This window comes from uncultured Bacteroides sp. (genome assembly GCF_902472605.1).
Classification (GTDB): domain Bacteria; phylum Bacteroidota; class Bacteroidia; order Bacteroidales; family Bacteroidaceae; genus Phocaeicola.
Map to the genome: position 1 here is coordinate 1 of NZ_CABROP010000052.1, position 17,517 is coordinate 17,517.

General features: G+C 48.0%; 14 protein-coding genes. 5 read left to right on the forward strand and 9 right to left on the reverse strand.

Going from position 1 to position 17,517, the window contains the following annotated elements; all coding sequences use genetic code 11:
• Positions 1–314 precede the first annotated feature (314 nt).
• Together pflB and pflA are read left to right on the forward strand one after the other, a co-directional pair.
• Positions 315–2,537, forward strand: a complete 2,223-nt coding sequence (gene pflB, locus RDP42_RS11020; protein WP_303912652.1) for a formate C-acetyltransferase — start codon at positions 315–317, stop codon at positions 2,535–2,537.
• A gap of 79 nt (positions 2,538–2,616) precedes the next feature.
• Positions 2,617–3,345 carry a pyruvate formate-lyase-activating protein gene (gene pflA, locus RDP42_RS11025; protein ID WP_308763725.1) on the forward strand — a complete coding sequence of 243 codons (729 nt, stop codon included), beginning with the start codon at positions 2,617–2,619 and terminating at the stop codon, positions 3,343–3,345.
• Positions 3,346–3,655: 310 nt separating this feature from the next.
• On the opposite strand, the gene RDP42_RS11030 is transcribed toward pflA, so the two are convergent.
• The 5 genes from RDP42_RS11030 to RDP42_RS11050 form a co-directional block, all read right to left on the reverse strand.
• A complete protein-coding gene (locus RDP42_RS11030; RefSeq protein ID WP_308763726.1) occupies positions 3,656–4,243 on the reverse strand; it encodes an LUD domain-containing protein in 588 nt (195 codons plus the stop codon).
• A 6-nt stretch (positions 4,244–4,249) separates the two neighbouring features.
• Complete coding sequence (locus RDP42_RS11035; protein ID WP_308763727.1) at positions 4,250–5,617, reverse strand: lactate utilization protein B; 1,368 nt, start codon at positions 5,615–5,617, stop codon at positions 4,250–4,252.
• On the reverse strand, positions 5,614–6,354 hold the full coding sequence (locus RDP42_RS11040) for a (Fe-S)-binding protein (protein WP_303912640.1): 741 nt from the start codon (positions 6,352–6,354) through the stop codon (positions 5,614–5,616). The genes RDP42_RS11035 and RDP42_RS11040 overlap by 4 nt, the downstream gene beginning before the upstream one ends.
• A gap of 295 nt (positions 6,355–6,649) precedes the next feature.
• The gene (locus tag RDP42_RS11045; protein WP_303912638.1) at positions 6,650–7,258 is read right to left on the reverse strand and encodes a response regulator transcription factor; all 609 of its coding nucleotides are present in this window, start codon (positions 7,256–7,258) and stop codon (positions 6,650–6,652) included.
• Positions 7,255–7,971, reverse strand: coding sequence for a hemerythrin domain-containing protein (locus tag RDP42_RS11050; RefSeq protein WP_303912635.1), 717 nt, complete (start codon positions 7,969–7,971; stop codon positions 7,255–7,257). Before RDP42_RS11050 ends, RDP42_RS11045 begins: the two co-directional genes overlap by 4 nt.
• A gap of 217 nt (positions 7,972–8,188) precedes the next feature.
• Between RDP42_RS11050 and RDP42_RS11055 the strand changes: the two genes are divergently transcribed.
• Together RDP42_RS11055 and RDP42_RS11060 are read left to right on the forward strand one after the other, a co-directional pair.
• Positions 8,189–8,527 (forward strand): hypothetical protein, encoded by a 339-nt coding sequence (locus RDP42_RS11055; RefSeq protein ID WP_303912631.1) that lies wholly within the window; start codon positions 8,189–8,191, stop codon positions 8,525–8,527.
• 6 nt (positions 8,528–8,533) lie between these two features.
• The gene (locus RDP42_RS11060) at positions 8,534–10,384 is read left to right on the forward strand and encodes a YgiQ family radical SAM protein (protein WP_303912628.1); all 1,851 of its coding nucleotides are present in this window, start codon (positions 8,534–8,536) and stop codon (positions 10,382–10,384) included.
• A gap of 25 nt (positions 10,385–10,409) precedes the next feature.
• Here the strand turns inward: RDP42_RS11060 and RDP42_RS11065 are convergent, their stop codons facing one another.
• From RDP42_RS11065 to RDP42_RS11080, 4 genes are all read right to left on the reverse strand, one after another.
• The gene (locus RDP42_RS11065; RefSeq protein WP_308763728.1) at positions 10,410–11,327 is read right to left on the reverse strand and encodes a DMT family transporter; all 918 of its coding nucleotides are present in this window, start codon (positions 11,325–11,327) and stop codon (positions 10,410–10,412) included.
• 126 nt (positions 11,328–11,453) lie between these two features.
• Positions 11,454–12,794, reverse strand: a complete 1,341-nt coding sequence (locus RDP42_RS11070; protein ID WP_022353614.1) for a citrate/2-methylcitrate synthase — start codon at positions 12,792–12,794, stop codon at positions 11,454–11,456.
• Positions 12,795–12,843: 49 nt separating this feature from the next.
• Positions 12,844–14,109: an NADP-dependent isocitrate dehydrogenase gene (gene icd / locus RDP42_RS11075; protein ID WP_308763729.1), complete on the reverse strand. Its 1,266-nt coding sequence runs from the start codon at positions 14,107–14,109 to the stop codon at positions 12,844–12,846.
• 7 nt (positions 14,110–14,116) lie between these two features.
• On the reverse strand, positions 14,117–16,372 hold the full coding sequence (locus RDP42_RS11080; protein ID WP_308763730.1) for an aconitate hydratase: 2,256 nt from the start codon (positions 16,370–16,372) through the stop codon (positions 14,117–14,119).
• A gap of 540 nt (positions 16,373–16,912) precedes the next feature.
• Here RDP42_RS11080 and RDP42_RS11085 point away from each other — a divergent pair.
• A partial coding sequence (locus RDP42_RS11085) for a sodium/proton-translocating pyrophosphatase (protein ID WP_308763731.1) occupies positions 16,913–17,517 on the forward strand: 605 nt, incomplete at its 3' end.

Here is a 17,517-nt window from a genome sequence, read left to right on the forward strand (position 1 = left end):
CCCGTACGGCAGTTTAGCAAACTGCTGGTTTCAGCCACTCACCCAAACTTCCAAACTTTTTGGGAAAACGCATTTTCTCTCAAATGCGGTGCAAAGATAGAGTGAGTTTTTGAGTTGTGCAAGCTTTTACAGACTTTTTTTATAAAGCAATCCCCCCTTCCTATCGAGTCTATTTCTAAACCTCATCTATTTTTGTAATTAATACAAATTAATAATATACCACAAAATAGGTATTGTACAGCAACAGCTTTTTCACTACCTTTGCACGCGGTTAGAGAAACCAAATTCACATCACTTTTTAATATTTTAATTTTATGGCAATGAATTTCAAAGAGGGTCGTTGGAACCATGAAATCAACGTGACCGATTTCGTAAAGACAAACATTACGCCTTACGAAGGCGACGCTTCATTCCTAACGGGTCCAACCGAACGTACAAAAGCTGTTTGGAACAAATGCTTGGAAGCGCTGGCAGAAGAACGCGCAAACAACGGAATACGCTCTCTTGACCCATCTACTGTATCCACCATCACTTCTTTCGCACCAGGATATATTGACAAGGAAAACGAAGTCATCGTAGGTTTGCAAACAGATGAAGTTTTACGTCGTGCCATCAAACCTTTTGGCGGTATCAAAGTCGTAGAAAAAGCCTGCCGCGAAAATGGCGTGGAAGTAGATCCCAGAGTAAAAGATATTTTTACCCATTACCGCAAGACACACAATGACGGTGTGTTCGATGCATATACAGAAGAAATCCGTTCATTCCGTTCTCTTGGCTTCCTGACAGGATTGCCCGACAACTACGCCCGCGGACGTATCATCGGTGACTACCGCCGTCTGGCACTCTATGGTCTGGACCGTCTGATTGAAGCCAAACAGAATGACCTGCGTCATCTTACAGGCCCGATGACGGATGCCCGTATCCGCCTTCGCGAAGAAGTGGCAGAACAGATCAAAGCCCTGAAGGAAATCAAAATCATGGGCGAACAGTACGGACTGGAATTGGGACGTCCAGCATTGAATGCACAGGAAGCTGTACAGTGGGTATACATGGCTTACCTGGCTGCCGTAAAAGAACAGGACGGTGCTGCCATGTCACTGGGTAATGTGTCTTCCTTCCTGGATATCTATATTGAATATGATATGACACATGGCCTGCTGGATGAGGCTCACGCACAGGAATTGATTGACCAGTTCGTCATCAAACTGCGTATGGTACGTCATCTGCGTATGCAGGCTTACAACGATATTTTTGCAGGCGACCCGACTTGGGTAACCGAATCTATCGGCGGACGCTTCAATGACGGTCGTACCAAGGTGACCAAGACTTCTTTCCGTTTCCTGCAGACATTATACAACCTCGGTCCTTCACCTGAACCGAACTTGACGGTACTGTGGAGCCCGGAACTGCCGGAAGGATTCAAGAAATTTTGTGCACAGGTATCTATCGACACCTCTTCTATCCAGTATGAAAACGATGACTTGATGCGAGAAGTGCGCAACTCAGACGACTACGGTATTGCCTGCTGCGTTTCTTATCAGGACATCGGCCGCCACATCCAGTTCTTCGGTGCACGTTGCAATTTGGCAAAAGCCTTGCTGCTGGCCATCAACGGTGGACGTTGTGAAAATACAGGAACACTGATGGTGAAGGGCATTCCGGCATTGACCAGCGATGTACTGAACTTCGAAGAAGTATTGGCCAACTACAAGAAAGTGCTAAAAGAAATGGCCCGTGTATACAACGAAGCCATGAACATTATCCATTATATGCACGATAAGTACTACTACGAAAAGGCACAGATGGCCTTCGTAGACACCGACCCGGCCATCAACCTGGCTTACGGTGTGGCAGGTATGTCTATTGCCGTGGATTCACTTTCAGCCATCAAGTATGCCAAAGTAACTGCCCGCCGCAACGACATCGGCCTGACAGAAGGCTTCGACATTGAAGGCGAATTCCCTTGCTTCGGTAACGATGACGACCGTGTAGACCACCTGGCTGTCGACCTGATTTACTACTTCGACGAAGAACTGAAGAAACTGCCGGTTTACAAGAACGCCAAACCGACCCTGTCTATTCTGACAATTACTTCTAATGTAATGTACGGAAAGAAAACAGGTGCAACTCCCGACGGACGTGCCAAAGGCGTAGCATTTGCACCGGGGGCCAATCCGATGCATGGACGTGACAAGAACGGTGCCATCGCTTCATTGAGCTCAGTTGCCAAATTGCGCTATCGTGATTCACAAGATGGTATCAGCAACACCTTCTCTATCGTACCCAAGTCACTGGGAGTAGATATGGAAAACCGTATCGAAAACCTCGTAACCATGATGGACGGTTACTTTGTGAAAGGTGCCCACCACTTGAACGTGAACGTACTGAACCGGGAAATGCTGGAAGATGCCATGGAACATCCGGAGAAATACCCGCAACTAACGATTCGTGTGTCAGGTTATGCCGTGAACTTCATCAAACTGAGCCGTGAGCATCAGTTAGAAGTGATTTCACGCAGCTTCCACGAACGCATGTAATTCGCTAAATAAAGTTTCATTTAGACACAAGTTGCCCCAGCAAAAAGAGGTGGCTTGTGTCTATTATTTTTTATCCACCATGATCAGAGTACATTCATACGAATCATTAGGCACTTACGACGGCCCCGGAATCCGACTGGTAGTGTTCCTGCAAGGATGCAACTTCCGGTGCCTGTATTGTGCCAACCCCGATACAATCGATGCCAAAGGCGAAAGCAAGGAAACCGCTCCGGAAGAAATCCTCAAAATGGCCGTAAGCCAAAAGCCCTTCTTCGGGAAAAAAGGAGGCATCACCTTTAGCGGAGGAGAACCTACATTCCAGGCAAAGGCCCTGATTCCTTTGTTTCGCATGCTGAAAGAAGCAGGCATCCATATTTGTGTAGACAGCAATGGCGGCATCTGGAACGAAGATGTCAAGGAACTGTTTTCACTGGCCGACCTCGTTTTATTGGATGTCAAAGAATTCAATGACGAACGCCACAAGAAGCTGACCAGCCGGAGCAATGCACAGACCTTAAAAACCGCAGCCTGGCTTGAAGAAAACCATAAACCCTTCTGGCTACGCTATGTGCTGGTGCAGAACTACAGCTACTTCAAGGAAGACATCGAAGCATTAGGAGAACATTTTAAAGACTATCAAATGATTGAGCGAGTAGAAATCCTTCCCTATCACACCTTAGGCGTACACAAATATGAGGCCATGAAAATGGATTATCAATTAAAGGATGTCAAGCTCAATACCCAGGAGCAATTAGACGAGGCCAAAGAGCTGTTCAGTAAATATTTCAAGACAGTTTACGTGAACTGACCCCTCTACTCACAAAGAGGTTTCTCCACTCCATCCGGCCATTCAAATCCGATGGATGAAGTGAAAAATGCAAAAAACCGCCTCGAATTTACCTCGACACGAACGTGACGAGGTCTTGACACGCACGTGCGGAGGTCTCATCACGTTCGTGACGAGAGGTTGACATGTTCGTGACGAGGCATTTATGACGCTGCATTTTCAGAGAAAACGTATCAAAATTTAATCAAACCTGAAAGGTAATACTTAAAAAGGCCGTTCCAAACCCAAGTTTGAAACGACCTTTTTTTTTAAGTCCTCTTGTATGATTCAATCAGAACAACAGCACAGTCAGTTCCCGGGCACCGTGTGCACCCAACACCAAGGCCTGTTCAATATCTGCGGTCTTAGAAGGGCCCGAAATGAATACGCCATAACCGTATTCACCCGTATCAATTTCCTGATAGGCTTCGTGCATATTGTTGACCAGGTTCTTCCGGTCAAGCAAAAGAATCAACGCTTCAGAAATGAAATACACGGCACGCTGCTCTACGTCCTGTTCAATCCAAACCGCTCCATTTTCACAGACTCCTACCCGTCCACGTACTACGGCCAAATCGGTTCCGTCCAGTTCAGCCGAAGAAGCCACATCATCCGGATGGAAAGTGGCGCAGGTAATCTCTTTCAAATTGGATGCAATGCGTTTGGCATCCGGATACAGTTCGTGAATCAACACATTCACATCTTGTCCTGGCCTTACTTCTATCACATGTCCGCCAACCTCGCCCACTGTCTTACAAAACTGAGCTACCGGATCAGCGTAAGTAATCGCTTCTTTTTCCAGTGTCGACAAGTCGGGTTTCTCATAACGTACCCGTGTATTCCGACGGATATTCTGTAATATATCTTCTCTACTGCTCATGAATACTTATTTTACTTTACCCTTTTTCCACATATCATTAAAACTTTCCTTGGCAAACTGCGGCATATCGTGCTCTTTTCCCCAATCGTTCATACCGTTGTAAACCATCACATGAGGGAATGAATTTACCCATGAAGCATGACCCAAGGCGAAATTGAACAGGCCCGGATGCTCCATCAGCACCTTCATTCCGCCTGACATCACGCGTTTGGAAGAGCTGGCCACACCAAAGCCATCCAGTTTCTGACGCCAACGGTAAATCTGGTCAGCCAAATCGACTTTTGCCGGACATACGTTCTGGCAAGAATAACACAAAGAGCAGGCCGATACATTGTCGTAATAATGCAACGGGGCCTTCAGCATACCCAAATTGATACCGATGGGACCCGGTATGAAATAAGTATAAGAATAACCTCCTGAACGACGGTATACCGGACACGTATTCATACAGGCTCCGCAACGCAGGCAGTTCAACGTCTTCACATGGTCCTGATCGGCCAGAATATTGCTACGTCCGTTGTCTACGATGATGATATGCAATTCTCCTCCCTTACGAGGCTTACGATAATGAGAGGTATAGGTTGTAATCGGCTGTCCTGTACCCGAACGTGCCAACAGACGGGTAAATACCCCCAAGGCTTCCCGGTCGGGCACAATCTTTTCCAGTCCGAAAGCGGCAATCTGCAGTTTCGGCTGTGAAGTTCCCATATCGGCATTTCCTTCGTTAGTACACACCACAAACTCACCGGTAGAAGCGACCGCAAAATTGGCACCAGTCATGGCAGCTTCTGCTTCAATAAATTTATGACGCAGATTCTTGCGGGCGGCATGGGTCAGGTAAGTCTGGTCGTTGTTGCCCGGTTCCGTACCCATTTCCTTCACAAACAATTCACCGATTTCCTCTTTCTTGATATGGATGGCAGGCACCACAATGTGACTCGGCTTCTTGTGCATGAGCTGAAGAATTCGTTCGCCCAAATCACTTTCCACCACGTCGATGCCTTTCTGCATCAGAAACTCATTCAATCCACACTCTTCGGCCAGCATGGACTTGCTTTTGATGAAGTGATGCACATTGTGTCCGTGCAGAATATTATAAATAATAGAGCAATACTCATCGGCATCCTTCGCCCAATATACATGCGCCCCGTTTGCCTGTGCATTTTTTTCAAATTCCTGCAGGAGCTGGTCGAGGTGACTGTTACTGTACATCTTGATGGCAGAAGCCATGTCACGCAAATGCTCCCATTCCGGTACTTCCCGGCTCATCTTATCACGTTTGGCACGCATCATCCACAACGTCTGGTCGTGCCAGGCTGCCAGTTCCCTGTTTTCCTGAAACTTCTCGGCAGCTTTTGAATGTTTCGTACTCATAATCCTGCTGCTAAAACTTCTACGATATGAATGGTTTTAATGGGTAATTTGTCACGGGAAATGATTCCGTTCTGGTGCATCAGGCAAGAACTGTCCGCACCCACAATGTATTCGGCTCCCGTATCGATGTGACGTTGCACCTTGTCACGTCCCATTTGTCCGGACACGGCATGTTCTTCTACGGCAAACATACCTCCAAAACCGCAACATTCATCCGGACGTTCCGGTTCCACTACCTCGATGTCTTTTACCAGCGACAACAAATCGCGCAGCTTGCTATAATAAGGTATATTCAGTTCACTTGGGGAAGAAAGATGCATCAAGCGAACTCCATGACAACTGTTCTGGATGCTCACTTTATGCGGAAAAGATGCCTTCAAAGAAGTAGGTTTTACCACATCATGGATAAACTCACAAATATCATAGATTTTCTCTTCACTGGCACAACGGTGCGACTCTTTCGCCAACAGATTGCCATAATGGTCGCGTACAAACACTACGCAACTGGCCGACGGGCCTACAATGTAATCATACTGTTCAAAAAGCCGGTCAAAGCGCTTAGCCAGCTCTACAGACTCGTTTTCAAACCCCGCATTTGCCATTGGTTGTCCGCAGCAAGTCTGATCCAGCGGATAATCTACGTCCACTCCCAGACTCTTCAGCAACTTAAAAGAAGCTACTCCCACCTGTGGATAAACGGCATTGATATAACAGGGAATAAATAATCCTACTTTCATATATCTAAATCAGTTATTAGTCTTCTTTCGGTTGGCAAAAGTAAGAGGTTTTCTTCGGATATGAAAATTTTCCCTTGCATTTTGAACATGATTTCAGTTCGGACAACAAAATGTTATAAATGCGTGCGCCCCGCGAATCACTTCGCAGGGCGCACCCAACTAATAACTAACTTCTTTTACTTTTGTGGTTTACGTAATTTCTATATGACTAACACTGCAAAGATACGGGAATCCGCTTTTTCGGGCAATACCTAAAATTGGGTATTTTAGAATCGGTCCAAACAGCAGGATTCACTTACAGATTCATTTTTACCTCGCTTAATTCCACCAGCTTGTTTACAATGGCATAAATGGTCAATCCAGCAGCCGAATGTATCTGCAACTTTCGGGTGATGTTCCTCCGGTGAGTAATGACCGTATGCACGGAGATATACAACTTCTCGGCAATCTCCTTGTTGGTCATGCCACGTACCACACAGCCCACAATTTCCTTTTCCCGCTGGCTCAAGGAATCCGGCTCACTGTCTTCTTCTCCCGCCATGTTCATCAGCTGTGAAATCTTGTGCGCCAGTGAATCTACGTCATCAAACAACCCCACGGAATCGTCATATCCTTTCAACTGGCTGGCATCTACCATCGTATAGATCAGTGAGACAAATTTCATCGGCGCCTCCGGATACTCTTGCTTGAAAGCGACGACGTCGAACCATCCTCCAAACTGAGGATTTATCACCAATATCTGAGGTCTGTGTGCCTCCATACAATGCCGCAAGCCCTCTTCCGAAGAAATCTCAATAACCTGTATGGGCAAGTCGGGCAGACGTCTTAACACAGACACCAACCCGCTACGGACAATCATCGATTTTTCGGCTACCGCAATGTATATTGTTTCCTGCGATTTCATTTTATTTCTTTTTCAAGCTCCATAATGGCAGGTACAAAGATGTAATCTTCCACCCGGTTGTGTGAAGCCAAATCTTCCTCACAACTAAAAATATCGAACAGTGTGGCATTCAACAGCTGGTTGTCACCGCCCGAAGGATAATATTTGATAATGATATTCTTCAAGTCTGTCAACTTGGCGTTTATCTGGTCGTGATGACGCGCAAACACTCCGATGCTATAGTCCGGCAAACGCTCTCCTTGCAACAAATGTTCTACATAGATAAACACTTTCTTATTCTCATATTCCATGTGTTTCCGTACCTCGTGTACATAGGCATCGAAAAACTGGACAATGAGAAAGGCCACTTCGTTTTCCGACGAACAGTCGATGGCTTCAATCAGTTTCCGGCGAATGGTGGGCAACTGAAAATCCAGAAAATAAGAATGAGCCCTCTTCAGATAGTCCATCAAGGCAGGAATGGAAAGCCCGCTCAGATGGTCATGGATATGGTTGCTCTCCTCGCCGAGAAAGTTCACTACAATTAAAAACGTATTGCAGTCCACATGGTTCATGGCACAGACCTCCTGTACCGACTTGTCACCGAATCCGAGCGAAACGCCAAAACGGCTCAACACCTGCAAAAGCGCATAATTCTCGCATATCAAGTCGCTCATCTTGTCAGTCGGCTTATACATCCGGGTGGTATGGTTACACATAAATATCGTATTCATTATTTTACGGTGCAAAGTAAAGGAATCCTCACAAAAGGCACAATCCCTAATTTTAGGTATATTTCAACAGCCTTTTTAATCCCGGCAAAGATAAACCGGGACAGCACATTTTCCCAGTCTGAAAATACAAAAATTCTCTAAATAAAAAGAGGAAAAACTACCCCCGATATGCAGAAATAAGTTACCTTTGTTACAGAAACATTAAAATCATTGCATTATGTATACCATACAAGCCAACGCTTCCGGCACACGGAGCATCGAAGTATCTGAGAAACATCTGGAAACTATTGAAAAATATTCCCTCTTTCAACAACTCATCGACAGCAACGGCATCGTAGACGAGACCGTGCTCGACAAGCTGAAGCTGAACATCCGTTCACTGATTGCTTCCATGGAAGAGAACAGCAAGGATTTGCTCGACTTGTGCATCGACGTCATCTACCACAACAACATGAAGGCCTTCGGATTGCACCAGCTCATCCTGCTCTATATCAAATGGGAAAGAGAAAAAGAAGAGAAAGAAGAAGACGAAGAAGAATCTACAGAAAACTCATAAATTGCCTTGAAAGAATACAAGCTGACCGACTGGCTGCCTACCACCAAGAAAGAAGCCGAACTGAGAGGATGGAATGAACTGGATGTGATTATTTTCAGCGGGGACGCCTACGTGGACCATCCTTCTTTTGGAGCTGCCGTCATCGGACGAATGCTCGAAGCCAAAGGACTGAAAGTAGCCATCATCCCCCAACCTAACTGGCGCGACGACTTGCGCGACTTCAAGAAATTAGGACGCCCTCGTCTGTTCTTCGGTGTTTCTGCCGGATGCATGGACAGCATGGTGAACAAATATACAGCCAACAAGCGACTGAGAAGTGAAGACGCGTATACTCCGGACGGACGTCATGACATGCGCCCGGAGTATCCCAGTATTGTCTATACGCAGATTCTGAAGAAGCTGTATCCCGACGTACCGGTGGTTTTGGGAGGTATTGAAGCTTCCCTGCGACGGCTGACCCACTACGACTACTGGGAAGAAAAGCTGCGTCCTTCCATCCTGGTGGAATCGGGAGCGGACTTGCTGATTTACGGCATGGGCGAAAAGCCTATTACGGAACTGAGTGAACGACTGCTGAAAGTGGAAGGAGAAACGCATGCCGGCGACCTGCCGCACGACATTCCACAGACAGCCTACCTGATTTCGCAGAAAGAAGTAACCAACTTGCCGGAGAACCCCAACGGACAAGGAGACCTTACCTTGTATTCCCATGAGGAATGTCTGAAAGACAAGAAAAAACAGGCACAGAATTTCCGCCACATCGAGGAGGAATCCAACCGTTATGCCGCAGCCCGCATACTGCAACAGGTAGGCAAGCAGACGGTAGTTACCAATCCTCCCTATCCCCCGATGACACAAGGAGAGCTTGACATGTCGTTCGACCTGCCTTATACCCGTCTGCCGCATCCCAAATACAAAAACAAACGGATTCCGGCATACGAGATGATTAAATTCTCTGTCAACATCCACCGGGGATGCTTTGGCGGATGCGCTTTCTGTACCATTTCGGCCCATCAGGGAAAGTTCATTGTCAGCCGAAGCAAGGAAAGTATCCTTAAAGAAGTGAAGGCCATCACCGAAATGCCCGACTTCAAAGGCTATCTGAGCGACTTGGGAGGTCCTTCGGCCAACATGTATCAGATGGGAGGAAAAGATACGTCCCTCTGTCAGCGTTGCAAACGCCCGTCGTGTATCCACCCCAAAATCTGCCCGAACTTGAATACCGACCATTATCCGCTGCTGGAAATTTATCATGCGGTAGACAGCTTGCCGGGCATCAAGAAAAGCTTTATCGGAAGCGGGGTACGCTACGACCTGCTGCTTCACCAAAGCAAGGACGCGAAAACCAACCAAAGTACCAAAGAATATACACGCGAACTGATTACACGTCACGTGAGCGGACGACTGAAGGTGGCACCGGAACATACCAGTGACAAAGTGCTCTACCTGATGCGCAAACCGCCCTTTGAGCAGTTCTATGAGTTCAAGCGTATCTTCGACAAAATCAATAAGGAAGCCGGACTGCGGCAGCAGATTATTCCTTATTTCATCAGCAGCCATCCCGGATGTACGGAAGAGGATATGGCCGAACTGGCCGTCATCACCAAGAAGCTGGATTTCCATCTGGAGCAGGTGCAGGATTTCACCCCGACCCCCATGACGGTCTCCACGGAAGCATGGTACACCGGCCTGCATCCATACACCCTGGAACCCGTCTACTCTGCCAAAACGCCGCGTGAAAAGCTGGCCCAGCGTATGTTCTTCTTCTGGTACAAGCCCGAAGAACGCAAGGCCATCATCAACGAACTGCGGAAAATCGGCCGGAACGACTTGATTAATAAACTATACGGAAAATAAGGAGTCTACGTGGGATTTGTCCGTGTTAGGCATGACGCGGACGAATCTTACGGACCACCGTTGACAATGTTTTCTGAATGGTCTTGGTCAGCACAATCAACGTGACGGCCACCAGAATCAGAAAAATTCCCCAAGCTTCCTGCGCCGTAAACGATTCGCCGAAAATCAAAGCACCGATACAGACAGCCGTCACCGGCTCCATGGCTCCTAAGACAGAGGTAAGCGTACCCCCGATATGCTGTACGGCCAACACCAGCGTAATATTAGAGATGACGGTCGGTACCACGGCCAACAGCACCAGATTCCCTACCGACACGGCATCCGGCACCGGCTGGGGTGCTTGATTAGTCAGCGCCTTCACGGCAAACATCACCGTGCTGACAATAAACACATAAAAAGCCAGTTTCCGCCCGTTCATATCGCGCAGACGGGATTTGTTGACAGCCACAATGTAACTGGCGTAGCATACTGCCGAAAGCAGGACGATAATCACCCCCGACACATCAAACGACAATTCATCTCCTTTCAATGAAAGTTCGGACACTCCGTACACGGCCAGCAGAATGGCAACCCATGTCACCCACGACGCCTTCTCACGAAACAGCATCCACATCAGCATGGTGACGAACACCGGATAGGTGAAATGCAGGGTAGTGGCCACTCCCGCCCCCATAAAACCATATCCCCAAAACAAGAACATAGCTGAACCTGTATAAAACAATCCCAACAAAAGAAACAGCGGAATATCCCACAGCTCTATATGAAACGATTCCTTCTTCACCTTCATCATCACCCCCAAAGCAAAGGTGGCAAAAAGGAAACGATAGAAAAGAATGGAATCAAACATCATCCCTTTCTGCATCAGCGGAAGGGTAAACAAGGGAATCAAACCGAATGTCACCGAAGTGGCAAGTCCATAGAAAAATCCTTTCAAGCTGTTCATACTGCGAAATGTAAGAATAAGTGCCGCAAAGGTACACAATTCAGGCCGATATACCTAACGCAAAAGAGGCCACAGAAACCTTCATCGGGTTTCTGCAGCCTCTTTCATCTATTTCTATCGCAATAATCAGCGGTCTTTTATCGGCTTGTAGTCCACTTCCTCCAGCACGTTCTTGTAGGCCGGACGGATGATGCGACGACCTTCGAAATTCAGCTCCTCAATGCGGTGTGCCGTCCATCCTACGATACGGGCCATAGCAAACAGCGGGGTATAGATTTCATGCGGCAATCCCATCATTTCGTAGATAAATCCCGAATAGAAGTCCACGTTCGAACATACCTGCTTCTTGGTACCTTTCACCTTCTTGAAACATTCTATGGCACGCTGTTCCAACAGTTCCAGAAAGGCAAATTCCTTTTCGCATCCCTTTTCTGCCACCAGCTCGCCGGCCAGTTCCTTCAGCAAGACCGCACGCGGGTCGGAAATGGTGTACACCGCATGACCGATACCGTAAATCAGTCCGCTGCCGTCGTAAGCTTCTTTGTTCAGCATCCGGGTCAGATAGGTATCAATCTCATCCACATTCGTCCAATCGGAAATCACCTCCTTCAAGTGATGGAACATCTTGATCACCTGAATATTGGCACCTCCATGCAACGGACCTTTCAAAGAACCGATACCGGCGGCGATGCTGGAATAGGTATCCGTACGGGTAGAGCTGGTGACACGTACTGTAAACGTAGAGTTGTTACCACCTCCGTGTTCAGCCTGCAATACCAACAGCAAGTCGAGCATACGGGCTTCCAGCGGCGTATAATCCTTTTTAATCATATAAAGGAAGTTCTCGGCCAGCGACAGGTTCTCGTGCGGGTGACGGATATGCAAGGAACGTCCGTGGATGCTGTGACGATAAATGTTGTAAGCATACGCAATGATGGTCGGGAACTTGGAAATCAACTCGATGGACTGACGCATCAGGTTGTCGCGTGAGATGTCATCCGGATTCGGGTCGAATGTATACATCTCCAGCACGCTACGCGCCAGGATGTTCATGATGTTCTGACCTTCCAGGTCGATGATGTTCATCGTGGTCTTCTTGTCGAGCGGCATGTTGTCATTAATCAGTTCCTTGAACGAAGCCAGCTGCTCACTGTCCGGGAGTTCCCCCGAAAGCAACAGATAAGCCACTTCCTCGAAGCCGAAACGTTTCTCGCGCAACAGCGCATGAGCGATGTCGTCCAAGTCGTATCCACGATAGAACAACTTGCCCGGAATCGGTTTCAGTCCCTGGTCGGTACGTTCATACCCTACCACATTACCAATCTTCGTCAGTCCCACCAGTACTCCCGTACCGTCTTCATTACGAAGACCACGCTTCACGTTGTATTTTGTAAACAGTTCATTGTCTATACGGCATGCCTGCTTGGCACATTCGGAAAGCTTGTAAACGATATATTCCTTTTTCATAAACTTCTCTTTTATCCATTAATCATTCCGACAAAAGAACCGTCTGCTCTTACAGCAGTTCGACGATTCGCTGTCCAAAATCCTTTGTTCCCAGTGCGTTTCCTTTCGGCATGAAACGGGCCAGATCGGCCGTGGCTTCTCCGTTGGAGAATGCTTTTTCCAGTGCATTCACAATCAGCTGGGCAGCTTCTTTCCAACCCATGTATTCCAGCATCATCACCGACGACAACAACAGGGAACAAGGATTCACTACATCCTGTCCGGCAATGTTCGGTGCCGTGCCGTGAGTCGCCTCAAAAATGGCATGGCCGGTCTGGTAATTGATGTTGGCACCCGGTGCGATACCGATACCGCCCACCATGGCAGCCAGCTGGTCGGAAATATAATCTCCATTCAGGTTCAATGTCGCAATCACAGAATATTCTTCCGGCAGCAACAGCGTATTCTGAAGGAACGCATCGGCAATGCAGTCCTTCACCACCAGTTTGCCTTCATTGATAGCTTTGGCTACGGCAGCCTTGGCAGATTCCTCGCCCAAGTCTTTCTTCAGACGGTCATACTCGTTCATGGTGAAAGTACGGTCCTTGAATTCCGTTTCAGCCACTTCGTATCCCCAGCGCTTGAAGCCTCCTTCGGTAAACTTCATGATGTTTCCTTTATGTACCAGTGTCACTGAAGGCAGTCCATTATCCAATGCAAATTGGATGGCCGCACGTACCAACCGCTGTGTACCTTCCTTCGAAACCGGTTTCACGCCGAATGAAGAAGTCTCCGGGAAACGTACCTTGGTAACCCCCATTTCGTCGTGCAGGAACTTATAGAACTTCTGCGCTTCAGGAGTACCCTGTTCCCATTCGATACCGGCATAAATATCCTCTGTATTTTCACGGAAAATATACATGTTCACTTTATGAGGCTCTTTTACCGGAGAAACCACACCCTTGAACCAACGTACCGGACGCAGGCAGACATACAAGTCGAGCGTCTGGCGCAGCGCCACATTCAACGAACGGATACCTCCACCTACCGGAGTAGTGAGCGGCCCCTTGATACCTACCAAGTATTCCTTGAATGCATCCAGCGTAGCCTGCGGCAACCATTCACCTGTCTTTTCAAACGCCTTACCCCCTGCCAGCACTTCTTTCCATTCAATGCTGCGCTTGCCCACGTAGGCCAGCTCTACTGCTGAATTGACAATTTTCTGACATACCGGAGTAATTTCAGCGCCTACTCCATCGCCTTCGATAAAAGGAATCACCACATTGTCGGGAACCATCAGTTTCCCGTCTTCCATATACATCTTGCTGTTACTCATATCTCTCTTATTTTTTAAAGGTGTTCAAGGCAGAACCTGCTTTGAACCAGTTAATTTGCATTTCATTATAGGTGTGAAGCACTTCGAAAGTCTCCGTCGTGCCGTCATCGTGCGTCAATACGGCATACAGCGGATGTCCCGGTGCAAAATGCTGCAATCCCAGGATGGAAATCCGGTCGTGTTCACGCACCTTGTCGTAATCATCCTTGTTGGCAAAAGTCAGTGCCAGCATACCTTGTTTCTTCAGGTTGGTTTCATGGATACGTGCAAAGCTCTTGGCCAAAATCACCCGTACATTCAAGAAACGCGGTTCCATGGCCGCATGTTCACGGCTGGAGCCCTCTCCGTAGTTTTCTTCTGCCACGACAATAGAACCCATGCCCTTCGCCTTGTACTGCTTGGCCACGGCAGAAACCGCCTCATACTCACCCGTCAGCTGATTCCATACGCAGTTCGTCTTTCCGTTGAAGGCATTGACTGCGCCCATCAGCATGTTGTCGGAAATATTTTCCAAGTGCCCACGGAAGCGCAACCACGGTCCGGCCATGGAAATATGGTCAGTGGTACATTTTCCCTGTGTCTTGATCAGCAGCGGCAGTTCCAGGAAATCTTCACCGTTCCATGGAGCAAACGGTTCCAGCTTCTGCAAGCGCTGTGAATCCGGCTGAATGGTAACTTCCACCTTACCTCCGTCGGCCGAAGGAGCCACATACCCATTGTCATCCACCGTAAAGCCTTTCAAAGGCAAGGTTTCTCCCGTAGGCGGATCCAGTTTCACCGCTTCGCCCTTTTCATTCTTCAGGGTATCCGTCAGCGGATTGAAGCACAAGTCACCGGCAATGGCAAAAGCGACTGCAATTTCCGGTGAAGTGATGAAGGCATGCGTATTCGGATTGCCATCAGCACGTTTGGCAAAGTTACGGTTGAACGAGGTCACAATGGAATTGGCCCGCAACGGATCATCAGTCACACGCTTCCACTGTCCGATACATGGACCGCAGGCATTAGTCATCACCACGCCACCGATACTCTTCAGGTCTTCAATCATGCCATCACGCTGGGCCGTGCAATACACCTGCTCGGACCCTGGGTTGATAATCAGCGAAGCCTGCATCTTCAGTCCCTTTGCCTTTACCTGACGGGCTACCGAAGCCGCACGGCTCAAATCCTGATAAGAAGAGTTGGTGCAGGAGCCAATCAGTCCCACCTCCATCTTCTGCGGGAAACCTTCCTTCTTCACACGAGCGGCAAACTCTGAAATCGGACAGGCCGCATCGGGAGTAAACGGACCGTTTACATACGGTTCCAAAGCTGAAAGGTCGATTTCAATCAACCGGTCATAGTATTTCTCCGGAGCCTGTGCCACTTCCGCATCCGCCTGCAAGTCGGCTGCATTAGCCTCAGCCAGTGAAGCAATCTCCTCACGGCCAGTCGCACACAGGTAGCGTTTCATTTCCTCATCGTACGGGAAGACCGAAGTCGTAGCCCCCACTTCCGCTCCCATGTTGCAGATGGTAGCCTTTCCGGTAGCCGACAACGAATGCGTACCTTCTCCAAAATATTCGATGATGGCATTGGTTCCCCCTTTCACGGTCAGAATGCCTGCCAGCTTCAGAATCACATCCTTCGGCGAAGCCCAACCGTTCAGTTTACCGGTCAGCTTCACACCAATCAGTTTCGGCATCTTCAGTTCCCATTCCATGCCGGTCATCACGTCCACCGCGTCGGCACCGCCTACGCCGATGGCAATCATTCCCAAGCCACCTGCATTCGGCGTATGAGAATCGGTACCCACCATCATTCCGCCCGGGAATGCATAATTCTCGAGCACCACCTGATGGATGATTCCTGCTCCCGGCTTCCAGAAGCCGATGCCGTATTTCGAAGCCACACTCTTCAAAAAGTCATATACCTCTTTATTTGTGGTACAAGCGGAAGGTAAATCCTCTTCCACTCCTTTATATGCTTGAATCAAATGGTCGCAATGTACAGTGGCAGGCACTGCCGATACAGATTTTCCGGCATTCATAAACTGCAGCAATGCCATCTGTGCCGTGGCATCCTGCATGGCCACCCGGTCGGGACGGAAATTGACATACTCTTCTCCCCGACGGAACGGAGCCATCGTGTGCTCGTCGTACAAATGGGCATACAATATTTTCTCGGCCAAGGTCATGGCACGTCCCAGTTTTTTCCGGGCTTTTCCTACTTTTTCCGCATACGACGCATAGAACGTCTTCTGCATTTCCATGTCATAAATCATCTGAACAATCCTTTTTATAACTTAGTGCGCAAATATATCGAAAATAAACCACAAATTTGTCTTTAAAAGTGATAAAAAAACAACAAACTGCTATTTATTGTTACATCTTCTTGACAATCTACATCTTTAAAGAAAAAAATTCCAGCCGTTTTTTGGCAGCCCCATCTGCAAACTGAAAAATACTTACATATTTTTACTATTCTCTCTCACTGAACTGGAATTTCCAGCAATATACGATGAGAATCTGACAAATGCAAGCATCTTAATCAAAATATCAACTTATCCGATTTATGTTTCCCGTGCGGGAAACATACGTTTTCCTAAGCAGAAACGTACGGTTCCGCCAAGGGAAACGTAGGGCTCCGCCTGCGGAAACGTAAAAAAGAACGTGGCTTTTTACGCATTATTTCATTATAGTTTCAAATCATCCTATCCATCAGCCACATTATCCGCCTTTTCAGCCACTGGAATCCATTGAATTTTATGTGGTTATTCCAAAGATTTTTTGTAAGTTTGAGGAAACTCTTATATCAAGATATTATGGAAACATCCCTCTTCTGGCTGATACCGGCCGCATCGCTGCTGGCATTGGCACTTGCCGGATATTTCTACCGGCAGATGAAACAGGAAAGCGAAGGTACTCCTGCCATGGCACGCATCGCTTCGTACGTGCGGCAAGGAGCCATGTCGTACCTGAAACAGCAATATAAAATTGTCACAATCGTGTTTATCGCCCTGGCGGTGCTGTTTGCCATCATGGCCTACGGGTTCAACCTGCAAAACCACTGGGTGCCTGTGGCCTTCCTGACGGGAGGATTCTTTTCCGGCTTGTCGGGCTACCTGGGCATGAAAACAGCGACCTACGCTTCGGCACGTACGGCGCATGCTGCCCGGAACTCCCTGAACAAAGGCCTGAAAGTGGCCTTCCGCAGCGGAGCCGTCATGGGACTGGTAGTGGTCGGGCTGGGATTATTTGATATATCTTTCTGGTATCTGTTGCTGGAACAATGCATCCCGGAAGATGCCCTGAATCCGACAGCCAAACTGTGCATCATTACCACCACCATGCTGACTTTCGGTATGGGAGCCTCCACACAGGCCCTCTTTGCCCGTGTAGGCGGAGGAATCTACACCAAGGCAGCCGA